The sequence below is a fragment of the Rhodococcus sp. EPR-134 genome (assembly GCF_001647205.1).
Lineage (GTDB): Bacteria > Actinomycetota > Actinomycetes > Mycobacteriales > Mycobacteriaceae > Rhodococcus_F > Rhodococcus_F qingshengii.
Genome location: NZ_LVCT01000306.1, coordinates 1 through 20,978 on the forward strand (window position 1 = coordinate 1; position 20,978 = coordinate 20,978).

At 64.4% G+C, this 20,978-nt stretch carries 20 protein-coding genes and 1 pseudogene; 13 read left to right on the forward strand and 8 right to left on the reverse strand.

The window, feature by feature from the left end; genetic code table 11:
• From A2J01_RS13975 to A2J01_RS13985, 3 genes are all read left to right on the forward strand, one after another.
• On the forward strand, positions 1 to 929 hold a 929-nt coding region (locus A2J01_RS13975), incomplete at its 5' end, for a class I SAM-dependent methyltransferase (protein ID WP_064112914.1).
• A 194-nt stretch (positions 930 to 1,123) separates the two neighbouring features.
• The gene (locus tag A2J01_RS13980; RefSeq protein ID WP_003943280.1) at positions 1,124 to 1,975 is read left to right on the forward strand and encodes a Bax inhibitor-1/YccA family protein; all 852 of its coding nucleotides are present in this window, start codon (positions 1,124 to 1,126) and stop codon (positions 1,973 to 1,975) included.
• A gap of 120 nt (positions 1,976 to 2,095) precedes the next feature.
• Entirely contained in the window at positions 2,096 to 2,851 is a 756-nt protein-coding gene (locus tag A2J01_RS13985) for an enoyl-CoA hydratase/isomerase family protein (RefSeq protein WP_058037251.1), read from the forward strand.
• Positions 2,852 to 2,917: 66 nt separating this feature from the next.
• Here the strand turns inward: A2J01_RS13985 and A2J01_RS13990 are convergent, their stop codons facing one another.
• Positions 2,918 to 4,135, reverse strand: a complete 1,218-nt coding sequence (locus tag A2J01_RS13990; protein ID WP_064112915.1) for an acetyl-CoA C-acetyltransferase — start codon at positions 4,133 to 4,135, stop codon at positions 2,918 to 2,920.
• A 122-nt stretch (positions 4,136 to 4,257) separates the two neighbouring features.
• Positions 4,258 to 5,229: an SGNH/GDSL hydrolase family protein gene (locus tag A2J01_RS13995; RefSeq protein WP_042448870.1), complete on the reverse strand. Its 972-nt coding sequence runs from the start codon at positions 5,227 to 5,229 to the stop codon at positions 4,258 to 4,260.
• 71 nt (positions 5,230 to 5,300) lie between these two features.
• Between A2J01_RS13995 and A2J01_RS14000 the strand changes: the two genes are divergently transcribed.
• The 3 genes from A2J01_RS14000 (at position 5,301) to ilvA (ending at position 9,202) form a co-directional block, all read left to right on the forward strand.
• Positions 5,301 to 6,686, forward strand: coding sequence for a cystathionine beta-synthase (locus A2J01_RS14000; protein WP_064112916.1), 1,386 nt, complete (start codon positions 5,301 to 5,303; stop codon positions 6,684 to 6,686).
• Positions 6,687 to 6,730: 44 nt separating this feature from the next.
• Positions 6,731 to 7,903, forward strand: a complete 1,173-nt coding sequence (locus tag A2J01_RS14005; protein ID WP_064112917.1) for a cystathionine gamma-synthase — start codon at positions 6,731 to 6,733, stop codon at positions 7,901 to 7,903.
• Positions 7,904 to 8,038: 135 nt separating this feature from the next.
• Entirely contained in the window at positions 8,039 to 9,202 is a 1,164-nt protein-coding gene (gene ilvA, locus A2J01_RS14010) for a threonine ammonia-lyase (protein WP_228402296.1), read from the forward strand.
• Between the two features lie 6 nt (positions 9,203 to 9,208).
• On the opposite strand, the gene A2J01_RS14015 is transcribed toward ilvA, so the two are convergent.
• A complete protein-coding gene (locus A2J01_RS14015) occupies positions 9,209 to 10,003 on the reverse strand; it encodes an FAD:protein FMN transferase (protein ID WP_003943281.1) in 795 nt (264 codons plus the stop codon).
• Positions 10,000 to 10,245 carry a hypothetical protein gene (locus tag A2J01_RS14020; RefSeq protein ID WP_231915785.1) on the reverse strand — a complete coding sequence of 82 codons (246 nt, stop codon included), beginning with the start codon at positions 10,243 to 10,245 and terminating at the stop codon, positions 10,000 to 10,002. The genes A2J01_RS14015 and A2J01_RS14020 overlap by 4 nt, the downstream gene beginning before the upstream one ends.
• Positions 10,246 to 10,450: 205 nt before the next feature.
• On the opposite strand from A2J01_RS14020, the pseudogene A2J01_RS35100 reads away from it, so the two are divergent.
• Positions 10,451 to 11,551, forward strand: a pseudogene (locus tag A2J01_RS35100) (C40 family peptidase).
• 88 nt (positions 11,552 to 11,639) lie between these two features.
• On the opposite strand, the gene greA reads toward A2J01_RS35100, so the two are convergent.
• Positions 11,640 to 12,134, reverse strand: coding sequence for a transcription elongation factor GreA (greA, locus tag A2J01_RS14035; RefSeq protein ID WP_007726385.1), 495 nt, complete (start codon positions 12,132 to 12,134; stop codon positions 11,640 to 11,642).
• Positions 12,135 to 12,361: 227 nt separating this feature from the next.
• Positions 12,362 to 12,787: a DUF4307 domain-containing protein gene (locus A2J01_RS14040; protein WP_007726384.1), complete on the reverse strand. Its 426-nt coding sequence runs from the start codon at positions 12,785 to 12,787 to the stop codon at positions 12,362 to 12,364.
• A 279-nt stretch (positions 12,788 to 13,066) separates the two neighbouring features.
• On the opposite strand from A2J01_RS14040, the gene mca reads away from it, so the two are divergent.
• Genes mca through A2J01_RS14055 form a run of 3 tightly spaced genes read left to right on the forward strand, consistent with a single transcriptional unit; the run spans position 13,067 to position 16,303 of the window.
• A complete protein-coding gene (mca, locus tag A2J01_RS14045; RefSeq protein ID WP_064112924.1) occupies positions 13,067 to 13,945 on the forward strand; it encodes a mycothiol conjugate amidase Mca in 879 nt (292 codons plus the stop codon).
• The gene (locus A2J01_RS14050; protein ID WP_007726381.1) at positions 13,942 to 14,256 is read left to right on the forward strand and encodes a hypothetical protein; all 315 of its coding nucleotides are present in this window, start codon (positions 13,942 to 13,944) and stop codon (positions 14,254 to 14,256) included. Before mca ends, A2J01_RS14050 begins: the two co-directional genes overlap by 4 nt.
• A 19-nt stretch (positions 14,257 to 14,275) precedes the next feature.
• The gene (locus tag A2J01_RS14055; RefSeq protein WP_064112921.1) at positions 14,276 to 16,303 is read left to right on the forward strand and encodes a thioredoxin domain-containing protein; all 2,028 of its coding nucleotides are present in this window, start codon (positions 14,276 to 14,278) and stop codon (positions 16,301 to 16,303) included.
• Here the strand turns inward: A2J01_RS14055 and trhA are convergent.
• Positions 16,270 to 16,938 (reverse strand): PAQR family membrane homeostasis protein TrhA, encoded by a 669-nt coding sequence (trhA, locus tag A2J01_RS14060; RefSeq protein ID WP_064112922.1) that lies wholly within the window; start codon positions 16,936 to 16,938, stop codon positions 16,270 to 16,272. The two genes, A2J01_RS14055 and trhA, sit on opposite strands and share 34 nt — an antisense overlap.
• Before the next feature lie 172 nt (positions 16,939 to 17,110).
• On the opposite strand from trhA, the gene A2J01_RS14065 reads away from it, so the two are divergent.
• On the forward strand, positions 17,111 to 17,878 hold the full coding sequence (locus A2J01_RS14065) for an isoprenyl transferase (protein ID WP_003945211.1): 768 nt from the start codon (positions 17,111 to 17,113) through the stop codon (positions 17,876 to 17,878).
• A 6-nt stretch (positions 17,879 to 17,884) separates the two neighbouring features.
• Here A2J01_RS14065 and coaA read toward each other — a convergent pair whose 3' ends face one another.
• Positions 17,885 to 18,817: a type I pantothenate kinase gene (coaA, locus tag A2J01_RS14070; RefSeq protein WP_003945270.1), complete on the reverse strand. Its 933-nt coding sequence runs from the start codon at positions 18,815 to 18,817 to the stop codon at positions 17,885 to 17,887.
• A gap of 172 nt (positions 18,818 to 18,989) precedes the next feature.
• Here coaA and A2J01_RS14075 point away from each other — a divergent pair, with 172 nt between their 5' ends.
• Together A2J01_RS14075 and A2J01_RS14080 are read left to right on the forward strand one after the other, a co-directional pair.
• Entirely contained in the window at positions 18,990 to 20,186 is a 1,197-nt protein-coding gene (locus tag A2J01_RS14075) for a hypothetical protein (protein WP_064112923.1), read from the forward strand.
• Positions 20,187 to 20,262: 76 nt separating this feature from the next.
• Positions 20,263 to 20,978, forward strand: a 716-nt coding sequence (locus A2J01_RS14080; protein WP_156519276.1) for a serine hydroxymethyltransferase, incomplete at its 3' end; no start/stop codon positions are given.

The following is a 20,978-nucleotide window of genomic DNA, read 5'->3' on the forward strand; positions in this document are numbered from 1 at the left end:
CCGTGCGCGTTCACCAGGATCCGCTCACCGGAGAGCTGGCCCTCGCGAACAATGCGCGCGAACTCGGATTCAGTGACGCCTTCACCTCGCACGGACTGGACGAGGAGTTGCTCAGCGGCGCCCGCGTCGTGCTTATGCAATTGCCGCGTAGCCTCGCCGAACTTGCCGAGATCGCCCAGCTGATCGCGCTTCACGCCGACCCGGCGGTTCGTGTCTTCGCCGGTGGGCGTGACAAGCACATCACCCCGGCGATGAACAAGGTTCTCGGCGAATCGTTTTCCGACGTCAGCGCCTCGCGTGGGCGTCAGAAGTCCCGCGTACTCAAGGCTTCGGAACCGAAGGCCGAGGTCGTCGTCACGTTCCCGATGGCCGAGCGCCTGGAAGAGTTCGACCTCGACGTCGTTGCTCACGGCGCAGTGTTTGCCGGTGCGAGCCTGGACATCGGCACCCGGTTGCTCCTGGAGAACCTCGGAAAGATTGCGGTCGATCCGCTGAGCGACGTGATCGATCTGGGTTGTGGCAGCGGCATTCTCGCGGCGGCGATCGCGCGGAAGTTCCCGGACGTGCACGTGATCGCAACGGATCAGTCCTCGGCAGCCGTCGCTTCGGCTCTGGCGACTGCGTCCGCAAATGGCGTCGGCGATCGAGTGAGCGGCCTGCGCGACGACGCCGTGAGTTCGTTGCCCAGTGCGAGCGCGGATCTGGTTCTGTTGAACCCGCCGTTCCACGTCGGCGCGGCGGTCCACACCGGCGGAGCACTCAAGATGTTCGAAGCTGCCGGCCGTGTCCTGCGTCCCGGTGGCGAGTTGTGGACTGTTCACAACGCGCATCTGGGGTATCGCGAACCGTTGAAAGCCGCGGTGGGTCCGAGCGAGGCGATGGCGAAGAACGCGAAGTTCATCGTGATGAAGTCGGTCAAACCGTCCTAGTATCGAAAAGGGACGAGTGTCGAAGAGTGTTGATCTTCCGGAAATGCGCCGGGAACTACAACCGAAGCTTCGACGTTGTAAATTACGAGTGCTTTACTTTTAGTCAGGTACACGGACCGTGTCGGAAACTCGGATCCGTCCGGCGAACCCGCGACGCACCCGTCGTAGGCCACCACGATGAAGGGATGATCACGGTGCGCACCACCAGCAACCCGGTGTTCCGCAATCTGCCCAAGCAAGAGGGCAACGGATACGCCTCGTTCGGATCTGCGACGGCGGGCGCCTCGCAGGCAACCCAGCAGTTCGGTCAGCCGCAGTACGCTCCGGCCGAGCCGTACCAGACCGGTCCCACCTCGCGGGCCATGACGATCGACGACGTCGTCACCAAGACGGGCATCACGCTCGGTGTGCTGACGATCTCGGCACTGGTGTCGTACTTCCTGGTCAACAACAACGTCGACCTCGCTACCCCGCTGGTCATCGGCGGCGGTCTCGTCGGCCTCGTTCTGGTTCTGGTCGCTACGTTCGGCCGCAAGATGGACAACCCGGCAATCGTGTTGGCGTACGCCGTCGCCGAGGGTCTGTTCCTCGGTGCGCTGTCGTTCATGTTCACTGATATTCAATTCGGTGGCGTCGGCGGATCCGCACTGATCGCGCAAGCAGTCCTCGGAACGTTCGGCGTGTTCTTCGGCATGCTGGTCGTCTACAAGACCGGTGCGATCCGGGTGACACCGCGTCTGACGCGAATGATCATCGGCGCATTGATCGGCGTTGTCGTTCTGGCCCTCGGTAACCTCGTCGCGAGCTTCTTCGTCGAGGGCGGACTGGGACTGCGTGACGGCGGAACGCTCGCCATCATCTTCAGCCTCGTCTGCATCGGCATCGCAGCCTTCAGCTTCCTGCTCGACTTCGACGCCGCTGATCAGCTGATCCGCGCACAGGCGCCCGAGAAGGCAGCCTGGGGCGTCGCATTCGGCCTCACCGTCACCTTGGTCTGGCTGTACGTCGAGATCCTGCGTCTGCTGAGCTACTTCAACAACGACTAGTTCTCGAGTCGCTCCGGAACACGAAGAAGGGCCCCGCGAGGGGCCCTTCTTTTGTCGTCTGTGGACGGTTACGGTGCTTGGATAACTAGCAACTGCTTGGTTTGGAAGGAAGGGGAGCGAATGTCGACAAACACCTCTGAACCCATCCTGGTCGCGGATGCCGGAGCAGTGCGAACGCTGACCTTCAATAATCCGAGTCGCCTGAACGCATTTGATGCAGCCGGTTTTCGAGCGTTCACCAAAGCGCTCGACGACGCGGCGTCGGACGAAGCCGTGGCCGTGGTGATCGTCGAGGGCGCAGGCAAGGCATTTTCCAGTGGCGTCGACCTACGCGCACTCGCCGAACCAGGCGCAGACAACGCCGACTTCGGCCACGCATTCGCGCCGCTGATCGTCGCGCTGGTGGAGTTCCCGAAGCCATTGATCGCCGCGGTACACGGCGCTGCCGTCGGCATCGGCCTGACCATGCTGCTTTACTGCGACGTCGTCTACGTTGCCGAGGACGCACGTCTGCGTGCACCGTTCACCTCGCTGGGTACCGCTCCCGAAGCTGCCAGTAGTTGGTTGCTGCCCAAGGTGATCGGAACACAGCGCGCCGCCGAGCTGATCCTGTCGGCGCGGTGGCTCAGCGGCGTCGAAGCGGCCGACTACGGACTGGCGAACGTGGCCGTACCGGCCGAAGAGGTTCACAGCCGTGCTCGGGAGAGCGCCGAGCAGATTGCCGCCAACGTCGGACCGGCAGTCCTTGCCGCCAAACGACTGCTCCGTCACGGATGGGCGGACGAAGCTCGCGCTGCCGTGCAGCGTGAGGACGACGCTGCGCGAGAGTTGATTCGCGAGTTGGGGAGTTTTGCTCGGAAGTTCACGACTACCTGAAACCCGACCACACGAAAGCGGCCGCCCGGCAGAAGCCGGGCGGCCGCTTTCGACGTGCTCAGGGGATCAGCTGAGGCGCTCGATCACCATTGCCATGCCCTGTCCGCCGCCGACACACATGGTCTCGACGCCGAAGGTCTTGTCCTGCTCCTGCAGGTTGTTGATCAGGGTGTTGGTGATACGGGCACCGGTCATACCGAAGGGGTGACCCAGCGCGATCGCGCCACCGGAGATGTTGAGCTTGTCCTCTTCGATGCCCAGTTCGCGAGCGGATCCGAGGACCTGCACTGCGAATGCCTCGTTGATCTCGAACAGGTCGATGTCGGAGATCGACTTGCCGGCGATCTTCAGGGCGTTCTTGACGGCCTGGATCGGGCCGAGGCCCATGATCTCGGGGGACAGGCCCGAGACGCCGGTGGAGACGATGCGAGCGAGCGGGGTCAGGCCGAGTGCCTTTGCCTTGGTGTCGGACATGATCACCAGTGCGGCTGCGCCGTCGTTGAGCGGGCAGGCATTGCCGGCGGTGACGGTGCCGTCGGGGCGGAAGACGGGCTTGAGGCCGCTGATGCCCTCGTAGGTGGTGCCGGCGCGGGGGCCGTCGTCCTTGGAGACGACGGTGCCGTCGGCGAGCGTGACGGGCGTGATCTCACGCTCGAAGAAGCCGCGAGCGATGGCTTCCTCGGCGCGGTTCTGACTGCGAACTGCCCAGCGGTCCTGGTCTTCGCGGGTGATTCCGGTGGCGGAAGCGACGTTCTCCGCGGTCTGGCCCATGCCCAGGTACACGTCGGGGATCAGGCCCTCTTCGCGAGGATCGGTCCAGGCGACTCCACCTTCGGCGAGCTTGGCGCTACGGGCCTGCGCTGCGTCGAAGAGCGGATTCTTGGTGTTGGGGAGGCCGTCGGCGTTGCCGGTGATGAAGCTGGAGACGGACTCGACGCCTGCGGAGATGAAGACGTCGCCCTCGCCTGCGCGGATGGCGTGCAGCGCCATGCGGGTGGTCTGCAGAGAGGAGGAACAGTAACGGTTGACCGTGACACCGGGGAGGAAGTCGTAGCCGAGCTGAACGGCGACGACTCGGGCGATGTTGAAGCCCGACTGGCCGGCGGGCTGGCCGCAACCGAGCATGAGGTCGTCGATCTCGGCGGGGTCGAGCTCGGGGATCTTTGCCAACGCGGCGGCAACCATCTGAGTTGCGAGGTCATCCGGGCGGATGTCCTTGAGCGAACCCTTCATTGCGCGGCCGATGGGCGACCGTACTGCTGAGACGATTACTGCCTCGGGCATGAAAACTCCTTTTGTGTACTGCTCGTGGGGCGGCTTGAAACGCCGTCGAGCAGGGCAAGTTGAATGCAGCTTCGACTTACAATTTACGTTGCCGCTCCCAGATGGTGGTCACGCAGTCTCACTCAGTTGACGTCGGGGCGCTGACCTGCAGGTTTTGTGCGTCTCGCGAAGGCTTTCCACTGGGTTGCCGCCGCCGTCAGTCGGGCCGCGACGGTGCGGGCTTGCGCCGCCTCCGAAACGTGGGGGAGCTCGGGTAGCGGGCCACCCTGCCATTCACCCAGAGCCGACGCGAGAACCGGGACGATCTGCTTCGCCGCGAGTTCGTATCCGGCCGCGGACGGATGGAAACGGTCGGCCGAGAACATCGTGTCGGGCGAGGCCAGGAATTCCTTGGCCAGCAGGTCGGCCAGTGGAACGGGATGACCCCCGGCGTTTCTGGTCGCGGCCGCCTGGGCGAGTGCGAGGCGATGGCCCCATTCGCGCACCACGGAGCGCAGAGGTTGCGGGATCGCCGTGACCACCCCCAGATCCGGGCAGGTGCCGACAACAACGACGGCACCGCTCTCGCGTAAGCGTCGAACCGCGTCGCCGAGGCGTTTAGCCGACGCGTGAATCGCGTTCTTGGCGGTGACGTCGTTGGCGCCGATCAGGATCACCGCAGCGTCCGGGGGAGGACCGGCGACGAACATGGCGTCGACCTGCCCACTCAACCCGCGGGAGGTGGCGCCCCCGATGGCCTTGGTGCTCAAACGGATTCGCTTCCCGGTTTCACTCGCAAGCAGCTTCGCGACCTGAACACCCGGAACTTCCGAGGCCGTCAGCGCGCCCACGCCGGCCGCAGACGAATCGCCGAAGATCATCAAGTGGAGATCGAAGGGCACGGCCCGCCACCAGAGTTCCGGGTTGTCGGCGCCGGGCGCGTACACCCCGTCCGCCTCGGGTGGCTTGGCGATATTGCGACCGATCACCCCGCGGGCCGCCCCCGCCTGCGACATCAGATAGTTGTAGCCCAACCAGGAGAGCGTGCCTGCACTCGATCCGGCCACCACCGTGGCCACCGACGCTTTCAGTCCGGTTCGACTCACACTTGCCAATCTAGCCGGATTGCACCACCTTCGCCCGACGTCCGCGCGCACCGTTTTCTTTCATCTGGGAACATGGACGAATGCGCATCGCGGAACACGTCGTCGACCTCATCGGCAACACCCCACTCGTCAAGCTCACGTCCGTCACGGGCGAAAACTTCGGCACGGTGGCAGCCAAGGTCGAATACCTCAACCCTGGCGGTAGCTCCAAGGACCGCATCGCCGTCAAGATGATCGACGCAGCCGAGGCTTCGGGTGAACTGAAGCCGGGCGGCACCATCGTCGAGCCGACCTCGGGCAACACCGGAATCGGCTTGGCGCTCGTGGCGCAAAAGCGTGGATACAAGTGCGTTTTCGTCTGCCCAGACAAGGTCAGCGAAGACAAGCGCAACGTCCTGCGCGCCTACGGCGCCGAGGTGGTCGTGTGCCCCACGGCCGTCGCGCCGGACAACCCGAACAGCTACTACAGCGTCTCCGACCGTCTCACCCGTGAGATCCCCGGCGCCTGGAAGCCCAACCAGTACTCCAACCCGGGCGGACCGGAGAGCCACTACGAGACCACCGGCCCCGAGATCTGGGCCGACACCGACGGCAAGATCACGCACTTCGTCGCGGGCGTCGGCACCGGCGGCACCATCACCGGCACCGGCCGCTACCTCAAGGAAGTTTCGGGCGGCAAGGTCAAGGTCATCGGCGCAGACCCCGAGGGCTCCGTCTATTCCGGCGGCACCGGTCGTCCGTATCTGGTCGAAGGCGTCGGCGAAGACTTCTGGCCGTCGGCATACGCCCCGTCCATCCCGGACGAGATCATCGCCGTCTCGGATGCCGATTCCTTCGAGATGACGCGTCGCCTCGCCCGCGAGGAGGGACTGCTGGTCGGCGGTTCCTGCGGTATGGCCGTCGTCGCTGCCCTCGAAGTAGCCAAGCGTGAGGGTCCTGACGCCCTGATCGTCGTCCTTCTCCCGGACGGTGGCCGCGGCTACCTGTCCAAGATCTTCAACGATCAGTGGATGGCGTCGTACGGATTCCTGCGCACCCCACTCGACGGCAAGACCAACGTCCCCACCGTCGGCGACGTTCTGCGTGGCAAGTCGGGCGAGCTGCCGGACCTCGTTCACACCCACCCGTCGGAGACCCTGCGCGATGCGATCGAGATCCTGCGCGAGTACGGCGTGTCCCAGATGCCCGTCGTGGGTGCGGAACCGCCGGTCATGGCGGGCGAGGTCGCCGGAAGTGTGTCCGAGCGGGATCTGCTGAGCGCGGTCTTCGAAGGCCGTGCGCACCTTGCGGATTCCGTCGAGAAGCACATGAGCAAGCCGTTCCCGCTCATCGGTTCCGGCGAGCCGGTCTCGGCTGCCACGAAGGCGCTCGGGGACACCGACGCACTCATGGTCGTCGACGACGGCAAGCCGGTCGGTGTCATCACGCGCCACGATCTCCTGGGTTTCCTGAGTTCGGATTCCTGAGTTCGGATTCCTGCGCCGGCACCGGCGCCATTAGGCTGGGGACCATGAGTGAGCAACGCAGCAAGGCCGACAACATCAGCTGGCAGGGTTTCTCCACGAAAGCGGTGCATGCGGGTTACGAACCCGATCCGCTGACCGGTGCGGTCAACGTGCCGATCTACGCGAGTTCCACCTTCGCCCAGGACGGCGTCGGTGGAATGCGCAGTGGCTTCGAGTACGCGCGAACGGGTAACCCCACCCGTCGCCCACTCGAGGCGAACCTCGCCGCGCTCGAATCCGGAACCTACGGCCGAGCGTTCAGTTCGGGAATGGCGGCCACCGACTGCCTGCTCCGTTCGGTACTTCGACCCGGCGATCACCTGGTCATCCCCGACGACGCGTACGGCGGAACCTTCCGTCTCATCGACAAGGTGTTCACGCAGTGGGGGATCGAGTACACCCCGGCTCCGGTGTCCGACGTCGATGCGGTGCGCGCGGCGATGAAGTCCAACACCAAGCTGGTCTGGGTCGAGACGCCCACGAACCCGCTGCTCAATATCGGTGACATCGAGCTCCTTGCCGAGGTCGCCCACGAGGGCAACGCAAAGATCGTGGTGGACAACACCTTCGCCTCGCCGTACCTGCAGCAGCCGCTGCAGCTCGGTGCCGACATCGCGCTGCACTCCACGACCAAGTACATCGGCGGACACTCCGACGTGGTCGGTGGCGCTCTCGTCTGCAACGACGAAGAACTGGACACCGCGTTTGCCTTCCTGCAGAACGGATCCGGCGGCGTTCCCGGCCCCTTCGACGCGTTCCTGACGTTGCGCGGAATCAAGACACTGGCGCTGCGCATGGAGCGTCACAGTGACAACGCGGAGAAGGTCGTCGAATTGCTCGACGGCCACCCCGCGGTTGCCAGCGTCATCTACCCCGGACTGGCTTCGCATCCGTCGCACAAGGTCGCGGCCAAGCAGATGCGACGCTTCGGCGGCATGATCTCCGTCCGTCTCAAGGGCGGCAAGGCGGCAGCTCTCGACCTGTGCTCGCGCACCGAGCTCTTCACGCTGGCAGAATCTCTCGGCGGAGTCGAATCCCTCATCGAATTCCCCGGTGCGATGACCCACGCCTCGACGGCCGGTTCCGCTCTCGAGGTTCCCGACGATCTGGTTCGCCTGTCGGTCGGCATCGAAGACGCCTCCGATCTGGTCGGCGACATCGAGCAAGCGCTGTCCTGATCTTCGCTCTACAGTAATTCGACTTCGAATCTGCAGTGCGCCTTCACACCTCACGAGGGTGTGGAGGCGCACTTTCTGGAGGCATGCGTGAATCTCGAACAGATAAAGGCTGCACAGCAACTGCTCGCCCCGGTCATGCGACGCACCCCGGTCGTGGCCTCGCGAGTGTTGTCCGAAACCACCGGCTTCGCCGTGAGTTTGAAATGTGAAAATCTGCAGCGCACCGGCTCTTTCAAACCGCGCGGTGCGTACAACCGCATTGCCAATCTTTCCGCAGAGGAACGGGCAGCGGGCGTGGTGGCGGCCAGTGCCGGTAACCATGCGCAGGGAGTTGCCTGGTCTGCAACAGAATTGGGAATCAAGTCGACCGTCTTCATGCCGACGGGTGCGCCGCTGCCGAAGTTGGTGGCCACCAAGGCATATGGAGCTCAGGTCCACCTGCACGGTTCGACTGTCGACGAAGCGCTCGTGGCCGCTCGCGAATTCGCGGACCGAACCGGAGCAGTTCTGGTCCACCCGTTCGACCACGAGGACGTCGTGGCGGGGCAGGGGACTGTGGGGCTCGAAATCCTCGAGCAACTGCCTGAGGTCGGCACGATCCTCGTTCCCACCGGCGGCGGCGGTTTGATCGCGGGAGTGGCTGCAGCCGTCAAAGCTGTGCGCCCGCAGGTCCGCATCGTCGGAGTGCAGGCCGAGACCGCGGCTGCCTGGCCGGCGTCGTTGGCAGCCGGGAAGCCGACCGCCTTGGCGTCGATGTCCACGATGGCAGACGGTATCGCCGTTGGCTGCCCGGGCGAGGTTCCGTTCGCCGAAGTTGCCGCCCATGTCGACGCCGTGGTGACGGTCAGCGAGGAAGCGCTGTCCAAAGCGCTCCTGCTGTGCCTCGAACGCGCCAAGCTCATCGTCGAACCGGCCGGCGTCGCGGCCGTCGCGGCCTTGATGACCTGCACTCCGGAGGAGCTGGGACTGACAGGGCCGGTGTGCGCCGTGCTTTCCGGCGGCAACATCGATCCGCTACTTCTCACGCACGTCATCTCGCACGGTCTGCGAGCGGCCGGACGGTTCCTCGGCGTTCACATCACCATCGACGATCGGCCGGGCGCACTGGTCTCGTTGCTGGAAGTGGTTCGAGCGAACGGCGCCAGCGTGGTCGATGTCATCCATTCCCGTACCGGTGGCGAACTCGCGCTCGACGAAGTGGAAGTCTTCCTCACCGTCGAGACGCGTGGTCCGGACAACAAGGCGGAACTTCTGACGGCCTTCGACGGCGCCGGTTACGCAGTACGACTGCAGAACTGAGGCGAGTTACTCGTCAGGCCAGCCGCCCAGAACCGTCACGCGGTACTCCTGGTCGACCAGCCTGGCGGGTACGTCGAGTTGATGTAGCCAGTCGATGGCCGAACCGCCCATGCCGACCGCAACCCGACTGAATGCGGCGGCCTGGGCGCAGGAGGATGCAATCACCGACACCGTGCGCCACATCGGCGTCGCCGTCGATTCGCGGTGCAGTGGCTTGACGGTGCTGGCCGTGGCGATCCCGCAGTCGGACGGAAGTGCTACCTGGCAGGTCGGGTCGCCGGGCAGGTCTTGCACCTGAATCTGCCAGCCGTCTTCCGGCGCCGGGCCGGCAACCGCGATGTCCCCGCCGAGGCCGACCAGCACGCCACACCCGAGAAGAGTCGCAGTGGACGCGGCACAGTGGTCCGCTGAACTGGCGCGGGCCGTCGCGGACAGATCGAGAACGACGTCGTCCGGGCTGTACACGCGGTTGTTCTCGACGCGAATCTTCCACCAGGAGTGAGGGTCTGCCGACCCGGCCGTCGGCGTGAGTTTGCCGTCGGTCAGTCGTGCGACAGCCAACGCGTCTTCGAGGAAGTGCGCGAACATCGGGGTCACGGCGACGCCGTCGACGTTGCTCGCGGCGCTGACATAGGTACGAATCTCGGAGTCGGCACGATCTCGATTGGTGGCGGCGTCGGCAGCGGTGAGGTACCCGCGAACCAGGCTGGCCGCGGAGGGAAGGACTTCAGGGTCGGTGACGACGACCCGGGCCTGAACCCCCCACGTGAGCCACTCGGAGGCCGAGCGCGGAGTACTCACGAACCGTTGGAGACGGCGTCCGGGGTTCCGAATCCGACGACCACGACGGGCCGCTTCGCTACGGGATTCTTGGTGTGAGAAGCCGACGTGTCCGGCGCGAGTGCCGTGGCAGTGGGAGAAGAAACGAGTGAAAGTCCGCCGCTTGCGAGTGCTCCCGCCACAGCCGTGGCTGCGAGGGCGAGGCGAACGGGTCGATACACCGTAGTGCGTCCCCGGGCGGGTCGTGGCCGATCGTCGCTCATGGACTCAGCTTTCACGCCGAACCTGAGAAAAGCCTTGGCGTCTGTAGTCATTTGCGTAACGCCCGCCGAGATAAATGAGACATTGGTTACAGGAGTCGCGAGACTGAGCCGTGTCGAATGCATGTTCGAAACAGTAGATGTTCGCACCGACAAGTTTCGGGTACGACCACGTACATGGATTTTCAGAGGTTTATCGGAGGTTCGGATGGCAGTCGGTGTCCTGGCGATCGCTGTGTCGATCGGCACCGCACTGGGCGTGATGAGTGGAACTCTCGCAGCGCCCGCACAAGTCGAGAAGAACGAGTCTTCGAATGCTGCAGTCTCACTTGCAGCCTGGAACGGACCGGCACGAACTCAGGACACACCTGAGGGAATCGTGCCTTCCGTACCCTCCAACTTTCCGGGAGCGACATTGGCGCCCGTGGGAGCGGTGGCAGTGTTCGCGCCGTGGATCAAAAAGGCCGGTGCTCTGTGCTCGGAGATCACGCCCGCGGTGATCGCCTCGCTGTACTCGGTCGAGAACGGATTCAAGTACGGACCCGATACCGACATCTCACCGGAAGGTGGGCGCGGGCCTGGCCGCTTCACCACCGCAGCGTGGACGGCATAAGGCAAGGACGGTGACGGCGACGGAAAGATGGACATCCTGGGCGTTGCCGATCCGGTGATGACAACCGGATACCGGTTGTGCGATCTCGTGAAGCAAGCGCAGTCCTGGCAGAAGTCCGGTGAGGTCGAGGGCGATACCGTCGACCTCGCGCTCGCTGCCTACGACGTCGGGCCGGACGCAGTTCGCGAAGCGGGCGGCGTTCCGGCAGACAAGTCGGGCGAGGTTCCTGCGGAGCAGGCGGTCGCCGCTCCGTTCGTCGCCCAGATCAAATCGTTGCAGGACTCGTTCGCCCTGATGCTTGCGCCCTTCGACTACAACAACCTCGCCGCAGCGGTGGGCGGCGTCGTCGAGGCCGGTCTGAAGTTTCTCGGATTGCCGTACGTGTGGGGTGGCGGAAACATCAACGGGCCGTCGATGGGCGGGTTCGACTGCTCGGGGCTGACGTCGTACGCGATCCACGCGGCCACCGGGGTGACTCTGCCCCGGACCTCGGAGACGCAGTGGGGTGTCGGCGTCGAGATCCCGCTGGATCAGGCGCAGCCCGGTGACCTGTTGTTCGGCAACTGGCAGGCAGGCGGCCCCGGCCACGTGGCGATCTACGTCGGCAACGGTCAGATGCTTCACGCACCCACGTTCGGCGACGTGGTGAAGGTCGGCCCGATCTTCGCCGGCATGAAGGCTCGCCGCGTGGTGTGAGTGGGCAGGAAACGGCGAGCGTCGACAGAGCAAGAAGCGCCACCCGACCGAGTCGGGTGGCGCTTCTTTTCAGAGCTGGTACAGCCGATCAGCTGTGGTAAGGCTCCGCGCTCAGCAGCGTGACCTTCATGGTGCTGCCGTTGGGCAGGTTGTACTCACGCGTGTCGCCGACCTTGGCTTCGAGCAGCGCGCCGCCCAGCGGTGAGTTCGGCGAGTAGACCTCGAGCTTGGCGTCACGTGCGCCTTCTTCGCGGGTAGCGATCAGGAACGTCTCGGTGTCACTCTCGTCGCCGTCGTAGTAGACCTTGACTACGGATCCGGGCAGTGCGACACCGGACTGAGTGGGGGCCTCGCCGACCTTTGCGCTGTTCAGCAGCTCCTGGAGCTGGCGAATGCGGGCTTCCTGCTGACCCTGCTCTTCGCGGGCAGCGTGGTAGCCGCCGTTCTCCTTCAGGTCGCCCTCTTCGCGACGCTCGTTGATCTCGGCGGCGATGACCGGGCGATTGGCGATGAGCTGGTCGAGTTCGTTCTTGAGCCTGTCATGTGATTCCTGGGTAAGCCAGGTCACCTGGGTCTCGGTCATCTCGATCACTCCCTAGTAGTCGGAGCCGGGGGCTCCCTCGACGATCGCTGCAACAGCAGCGAACAACGACACAGAAGCACCACCAGGGATGCAACCTTGCCGTCAAACCTTGCGTCAATGCAGCAATACACGGTTCCACCCGGAACCGTGTATCGGGCAATTCTATCACGCATGACTACCCGCCCTGTCCGGCGTCAAACGTCCGGCAGGGTGGGTGCGTTCCGAGGTCAGCTCTTGGTCAGGTACTCCGGAACGTCGAAGCTGCAGCCGTAGACGTCGGCCATGCCTGGCGGCTGGGACGTCTTGACCTCGGTGTTGAACTCGAGGGTCTGATGTTCCGACGACGGGACGTAGACCTCACGTCGACCGGTTTCGGAGCCGTCCTTCGAGCGTGCGCGCACGATGCACATCGCTTCACGCGACGAGTCGTCGCGTGTGACGGTGAAACGGATCTTCACCGTGGAGTCGTTGGCGATGTCGAACGAGATGGTCTCGGTCTCGATTTCCTTGACCGCAAATTTTCCGTACGCGTAGTACGCGATTCCGCCGCCTACGACGATGACGAGAGCGGTCAGAGCCCACACCATCCACTTGCGGGGACTGCCCGTGCGAGTTGTGCTCGGGTACCGATCTTGGGGAAGCGGTTTGCTCATCACTCTGCTCTCGAAGACTCGAGTTCGCGTGTCGTGCAGCAACTGACTGTGTCCCGCCGGATTACCGAAGGGGTCACGGCTGCGCCAGGAACTCTCGGGTGGAACTATAGAGGACGTATCCCGTCGCGCCGTCGGTAGGTTTGTCGGCAGTCGGTACGTTTGACGGCAACGGCCCGGAGTAATCCGAGCGGTGCACAGCGTGTGATTCGAAGACTGCCGGTGACGGCTACAGGTGAACTGCCGGCAACGGCTACAGGTGAAGTTGAGGTGAACGAACACGTGAGCGGATTCCGGCTCATGGCCGTCCATGCCCATCCCGACGACGAGTCGAGCAAGGGTGCGGCCACCACCGCCCGTTATGCAGCCGAAGGCCACGAAGTGATGGTCCTGACGCTCACCGGGGGTGAGCGTGGCGACATTCTCAACCCGGCCATGGACGTTCCCGGTGTCCGCGATCGAATCAGCGAAGTTCGCCAGGAGGAGATGGCCGAGGCCGCTCGCATCCTGGGCGTGAAGCAGCGCTGGCTCGGTTTCGTCGATTCCGGGCTTCCCGAGGGCGACCCTCTTCCGCCGCTGCCCGAAGGGTGCTTCGCCCTCGTTCCGCTCGAAGAGTCGACGCGCGCTCTGGTCAAGGTGATTCGCGAGTTCCGTCCCCACGTCGTCACGACGTACGACGAGAACGGCGGATATCCGCACCCGGATCACATCCGGTGCCACGACGTGACGATGGCAGCCTACGAAGCCGCCGCCGATCCCGAGTACTTCCCCGAGGACGGTCAGCCGTGGGAAATCAAGAAGGTCTACTACTCGCACGGATTCATCCGTAAGCGCCTCGAACTTTTCCAGGAGGAGTACGAGCGTCGCGGTGAGCCGTTCCCGATGGCGGACTGGCTCAAGAAGTGGAAGACCGAACGCGGCGACATGATGGTCCGGGTGACCACTCAGGTCACGTGCGGCGACTACTTTCCCCAGCGTGACGATGCTCTGCGCGCACACGCGACGCAGATCGATCCCAACGGTTCGTTCTTCGCTGTGCCGCTCGACATTCAGCAGAAGATCTGGCCCACCGAGGAATTCGAGCTCGCCAAGACGCGGGTCACCACGTCCATTCCGGAAACCGACCTGTTCGCAGGTCTCGAAGAGGACGCTCAGAAGTGAATGCTCTGTCCGCCGAGGTAGTTCTCGGCACCACACAATTTCTTGCTCAGACCCCGAGTAACCCATCCGGACCGGAGTTCGGAAAGTCGTCTCCGGTCGGCCTGCTGGTGATTCTTGCGCTGCTCATCGGTGTGATCCTCCTGGTTCGGTCGATGAACCGCCAGCTCAAGAAGCTGCCGGAGACGTTCGAACCGGATCATCCCGAACTCGATCAGCAGGCAGACGAAGGCACCGACCGGGGAGCAATCACTGCTCCGAGCCCGGCGGAACCCAACGTCTCTACCGAGAAGAAGCCCAAGCAAGAATCCTGAGACGAACGAGGTAGCGGCGATGGACCCACGGATGCGGAACAACCTGGGTGGGTCCTCGAGCCCTTACCTGCGTCAGCACGCCGACAATCCGGTCCACTGGCAACAGTGGGGCGAAGAAGCGATGGAGTGGGCGCGCGAGCGCAACGTGCCGATTCTCCTCTCGATCGGATACTCGGCGTGCCACTGGTGCCACGTCATGGCGCACGAGTCGTTCGAGAACGACGAGATCGCGGCCGTCATGAACGCGAACTTCGTCTGTGTGAAGGTGGACCGAGAAGAACGTCCCGACATCGACGCCGTCTACATGAATGCGACGGTTGCGATGACCGGCCAGGGCGGCTGGCCCATGACCTGTTTCCTGACTCCCGACGGTTCACCGTTCTACTGCGGCACGTACTACCCGCCGACGCCTCGCGGCGGAATGCCTTCGTTCACACAGCTTCTCGAAGCGATAGTCGACACCTTCACGAATCGGCGCGACGAGGTCGACAACGCGGCGCAGTCGATCGTCACGGAACTTCAGCGCGCGTCGGGCGGGATTCCGTACGGCGGAGCACCCATCGACGCCGAGCTGCTGAACGCGGCGGGCCGGTCGATCCTCGGCGACGAGGACGTCCCGCGCGGGGGATTCGGTGGGGCACCGAAGTTTCCACCGTCGGCACTACTGGAGGGGCTGCTCCGACAGTACGAGCGAACGGGTTCGGGCGAGATCCTCGGCGGCATCGAGCGCACCGCCGAAGCAATGGCACGTGGCGGTATCTACGACCAGTTGGGTGGCGGTTTCTCGCGCTACTCGGTCGATGCCGAGTGGGTGGTTCCGCACTTCGAGAAGATGCTCTACGACAATGCGCTGCTCCTGCGGTTCTACGCGCACTGGGCGCGGCGCACCGGATCGGACCTCGCCACTCGCGTCACCGAGGAGACCGCAAGGTTCCTGCTCTCCGACCTGCTGACCGAGAACGGTTGCTTCGCTTCGGCTCTCGATGCCGACACCGACGGCGTCGAAGGCCTCACGTACGTATGGACGCCGACGCAGCTGGTCGAGATTCTCGGCGCGGAGGACGGGCAGTGGGCGTCGGAGTTGTTCCGGGTCACCGATACCGGAACCTTCGAAGAGGGTGCGTCGGTACTGCAGTTGCTCCGTGACCCCGACGACTGGTCGCGCTGGCAGACGGTCTCCGACGCTCTACGCGCCGTCCGGGCTCAGCGTCCACAGCCCGGCCGCGACGACAAGGTGGTGACGGCCTGGAACGGGCTGACCGTCACGGCCTTGACGGAAGCGGGACTTGCCCTGGACCGACCCGACTGGATCACCGCGGCGGCCGAGTGCGCAGGCGCTCTTCTCGACCTTCACCTGGTGGACGGTCACTTGCGTCGTGCTTCCCTCGGCGGGGCTGTCGGCGCCCCGACGGGTGTGCTCGAGGATTACGCAATGTTGGCCACCGGCCTCCTGGCTCTATATCAGGCAACGGGATTGGCGCGGTGGCTCGATGCGGCGCAGCAGTTGCTCGACGTCACTGTCGACCACTTCGCTGATCCGGCCGAGCCGGGAAGCTGGTTCGACACGGCCGATTTCGCGGAGTCGCTCGTGACTCGGCCCCGAGACCCGTTGGACGGCGCGACGCCGTCCGGTGCGTCGAGCGTCGCGGAGGCTCTGTTGACCGCAGCGGCGTTGACCGATGCCGAGCGCTCTTCTCGTTACGCCCAGGCCGCGGCGGACGCGCTGGCGAGGGCCACGCTGCCGCTCGAGCGTGCGCCTCGGTCGGCGGGGCACTGGCTCGCGGTGGCGGAAGCGTCGTTGCGTGGTCCGATACAGGTGGCCGTCGTCGGGGAAGGTTCGCTGTTGGCCGATGCCCGCCGGCTTGCGCCGGGTGGGGCAGTGGTTGTCGGGGGTGCCCCGGATTCTTCACCGCTGCTTGCAGATCGACCCCTCGTCGACGGTGGTGAAGCCGCGTACATCTGTCGCGGATTCGTGTGTGATCGGCCGGTGACGACGGTGGTGGAACTGGCGAGTCAGTTGAACACGACGAGCCATACCGCGATGTAGTGGCAGATCGCTGCGACGACCGTCGCGGCGTGGAAGAACTCGTGATGCCCGAACGTCGTGGGCCACGGGTTTGGCCATTTCGTCGCGTACAGAATTGCGCCGACGCTGTAGAAGATTCCGCCGACGAGCAGCAGCACCATAGGCGCCACACCGACCTGGTGCGTCAGTTCACCGACCACGGGAACGATCGCCCAACCGAGGAGCAGGTAGAGCGGGACTCCCACCCATTTCGGGGCGGTGGGCCAGAGCATCTTGAGTGCGACGCCGGCGAGCGCGCCTGCCCACACGATCGCGAGGATGATCTTGCCGGTGTGAGTCGGGAGGCCGAGCATGGCGAACGGTGTGTAGCTGCCGGCGATGAAGAGAAAGATCATCGAATGGTCCGCACGCTTCATCCACGTACGGCCCTTGACCGTCGGCCACTGGATGCGGTGATACGTCGCACTGATGCCGAAGAGGCCGCAGATCGTGACGCTGTAGATCGCGGTCGCCCAAGCCGCTTTGGCGCCGACCTGAGCGCCGGCTACGGAGACGAGAACAATGCCCGCGACGACGGAGACACCGAGCGCCCACAGATGGATCCAACCGCGCATGCGTGGTTTGACCGGAAGCTCGTCGAGCCCGAATGCCGTCATGTGCAACCCCTCTCGTTCCGTACTGTTGCGAACCGCGTAACCTACGGTACCGTAGGTTACGCATCAGTAGCATAACCTACCTGCGGGTTTTCGACGCGTACAAAAAGCGTGACGGCGCTCGCATGTGGCTGTCACTGCCGGGCGTAGTCTTTGACACCATGGTGATGTCACGGTGAATCTGCGCGGACTGCTGTACAGCATCTACGAGCGACGACTCCTCAGTCATCTCGACGGTCTCGCGCACCCACGGCACGTAGCCGTGATGTGTGACGGAAATCGGCGATGGGCTCGCGAGAACGGCTTCACCGATGTCAGTCACGGGCACCGCATGGGCGCGCTCAAAATTGCCGAATTGCTCGAGTGGTGCGACGCCGCCGGAATCGAGATGGCAACCATCTACCTGCTCTCGACCGAGAACCTGCGCCGCGAGCCGGAAGAGCTCGACACCCTCCTCGAAATCATCACCGACGTCGTCGAAGAGATCTCCGGGCCCGGCAAGAACTGGAGTGTGCAGATCGTCGGGGCTCTCGATCTTCTGCCTCCCGAGCAGTCCAGGCGCTTGCGGGAAGCGGCGGCGGGGACGAGCGGCCGAACCGGGACACATGTCAACGTCGCGATCGGATACGGCGGGCGTCAGGAGATCGCCGACGCCGTCCAATCGCTCCTGCGCGACAAGATCGGTGCGGGCCTGAGCGGAGACGAACTGATCCAGGCCGTCACGGTCGACGGCATCGACGGGCATCTGTACACGTCGGGACAGCCCGATCCGGATCTGGTGATCCGCACCTCCGGCGAGCAGCGGCTCTCCGGATTCCTGTTGTGGCAGAGCGCCTATTCGGAGATCTGGTTCACCGAGGCGTACTGGCCCGAGTTCCGTCGAGTCGACTTTCTTCGAGCCTTGCGCGATTACGCGGCGCGCCACCGCCGGTTCGGCGCCTGAGCCGTCTCAGAGCTTGCGCAGCCGCAGCCGGTTGATCGTGTGGTCGGCGTCCTTGCGCAGCACCAGGGTTGCGCGGGGACGGGTGGGGAGAATGTTCTCCACCAGGTTCGGGTGATTGATCGAGTTCCAGATCTCCTTCGCCGCGATGGTCGCGTCACGGTCGGAGAGGCCGGAGTAGTGGTGAAAGTGGGCGTTCGGATCGGCGAACGACGTGTTGCGTAGCGCAAGGAACCGCTGGATGTACCAGGCTTCGATGTCCTCGATGCGGGCGTCGACGTAGATCGAGAAGTCGAACAGATCGGAGACCATCAGACGCGGGCCGGTCTGCAGGACGTTGAGGCCCTCGATGATGAGGATGTCGGGCTGGCGGATCAGGTGGTACTGGCCCGGGATGATGTCGTACGACGTGTGCGAATAGACCGGTGCCGCTACCTCTTCCGCCCCGGACTTGACTTCGGTGACGAAGCGCAACAGCTTGCGGCGATCGTAGCTTTCGGGAAAACCCTTGCGGTGCATGATGCCCCGACGCTGGAGTTCCCTGGTCGGATAGAGGAATCCGTCCGTGGTGACGAGGTCGACGCGCGGATGGTGATCCCAGCGGGCCAGGAGAGCTTGCAGCACACGAGCAGTCGTGGATTTTCCGACCGCGACCGAACCGGCGACACCGATGACGAAGGGCACCTGACGGTCGGGATGCTTCTCACCGAGGAAGGTCGCGGTGGCCGCGAACAGCCGTTGGCGCGCCGCCACCTGCAGGTGGATCAGACGTGCAAGGGGGAGATAAACCTCGGCAACTTCTTCGAGATCGATCTGCTCGCCGAGACCACGCAGGCCGTACAACTCGTCCTCGGTCAACACCAGTGGCGTCGACTTACGCAGTGTCCGCCACTGCTTGCGGTCGAACTCGACGTAGGGACTCGATTCGTTGGTGCGCGCCATCAGCCCAGCTCACCGGCACGTAGTGAACCCGGGGCCCGGCGGACGAAACAGCTATGCGAGCAAGCCAGGCGCGTGTGCGCACGATCCGAGTGCATAGTCGGATTGTGCTCGGTGCCACGTCCGGGACTTTCGCCGGGTGGCATTCCGGAGCGAGCGACTAGGCTCGGTCGTTATGGATCCAGACACACTTGTTCGCCAATACCTGCTGCTCGGACTGGGTTTCGACCGTCTCGAAGACGGGTTCGTCGACGCGTTCACCGGTGACCCGGCGCTGCGTAAGCAGATCGAGAGCGCCCCGAAGCCCGATCCGCGTGAACTTGCCCGCACGGCACGTGAATTGCGGGGCGAGTTGGCCGGAAGTGGTCTGAATGCCGAACGCGCCCACTTCGTCGACGTACACCTTCGCGCCCTGGAATGCTCCGGGCGCAAGTTCGCGGGTGAGGACATCGGCTTCGTGGACGAGGTCGAGGCGTACTTCGACGTCCGAATCGAGAAGGGAAACGAGGACGCCTACAGCGACGCTCACCGGTTGATGGGTGAAGTTCTGCCCGGTCCGGGACCGCTGGCGCAGCGGGTGCAGGCGCATCGCAAGGCCGACGAGATCCCCGCGGCGAAACTGAACGAATGCGTCGAGGCAATGTCGAGTGCGCTGCGCGATCTGGTCCGCGGCACGTTCGGGCTTCCCGCGTCGGAAACCGTCGAATACGAAGTGGTGGGGGACAAGCCGTGGTCCGGCTTCAACTACTACCTCGGTGACTACCGCTCCAAGGTTGCGATCAATTCGGATCTGCCGCAGTTCATGGCCAACCTGCCGCGGCTGATCGCGCACGAGTCCTACCCCGGCCATCACACCGAGCATTGCCGTAAGGAAGCCGGTCTGGTCGGTTCGGGCCAGCTCGAGCAGACACTGTTCCTGGTCAACACGCCGCAGTGCATCATGGCCGAAGGCCTCGCGGATTTGGCGCTGGAAGCGATTGTCGGCCCGGACTGGGGTTTGTGGGCGCAGGACATCTACGCCGACCTCGGCTTGTCTTTCGACGGGGAAAAGGCGCAACGGCTCTCCGCCGCGTCGGGGCAACTGCTGAGTGTCCGGCAGGATGCGGCGCTGATGTTGCACGACGAGGGGCGCAGCCTCGACGACGTGGCGCTGTTCCTCGAACGGGGGTCGCTGTCGACGCCGGAACGCGCTCGCCAATCGCTCAAGTTCCTGTCTTCGCCGCTGTGGCGGGCATACACCAGCACGTATGTCGAGGGATACCGGCTGCTCGGGGGCTGGCTGGACGAGGTGCCGGTGGGCGCGGAGCGCACCGAACGCTTCCGCAGGCTGCTCGACGAGCCGCTGGTCCCCAGCTCTCTGCGTGCTGCCTAGTGCCGGGTGGAGACGGCGGGAGCGAACTTCGTAGACTGGACGCATTCGTTTCCGCATCCAGCTTGGAGATTCCTCGATGACCGCTGTGCCCGGCTCCGACGTCAACTCTGCATCACTCGCCGAACTCGACCCCGAAGTCGCCGAGGCGATGGCTGGTGAATTGGCTCGTCAGCGCGACACGCTCGAGATGATCGCGTCGGAGAACTTCGTTCCCCGCTCGGTTCTGCAGGCTCAGGGCAGCGTCCTGACCAACAAGTACGCCGAGGGCTACCCGGGACGTCGTTACTACGGCGGTTGCGAGCACGTCGACGTCATCGAGGATCTGGCGCGCAACCGTGCGAAGGAACTCTTCGGTGCAGAGTTCGCGAACGTTCAGCCGCACTCGGGCGCACAGGCCAACGCTGCTGTTCTGATGGCACTGATGAACCCGGGTGAGAAGCTGCTCGGCCTCGACCTTGCACACGGCGGTCACCTCACGCACGGCATGAAGCTCAACTTCTCCGGCAAGTTGTACGACGTCGCGTCCTACGGCGTCAGCAAGGAAGATCACCGCATCGACATGGACGAGGTGCGCTCGATCGCCCTCGCCGAGAAGCCGAAGGTCATCGTTGCCGGCTGGTCCGCGTACCCGCGTCAGCAGGACTTCGCGGCGTTCCGCGCGATCGCCGACGAGGTCGGGGCGTACCTGTGGGTGGACATGGCTCACTTCGCCGGACTGGTTGCGGCAGGACTGCACCCGTCGCCCGTCCCGTACGCAGACGTCGTCTCCTCGACCGTCCACAAGACCCTCGG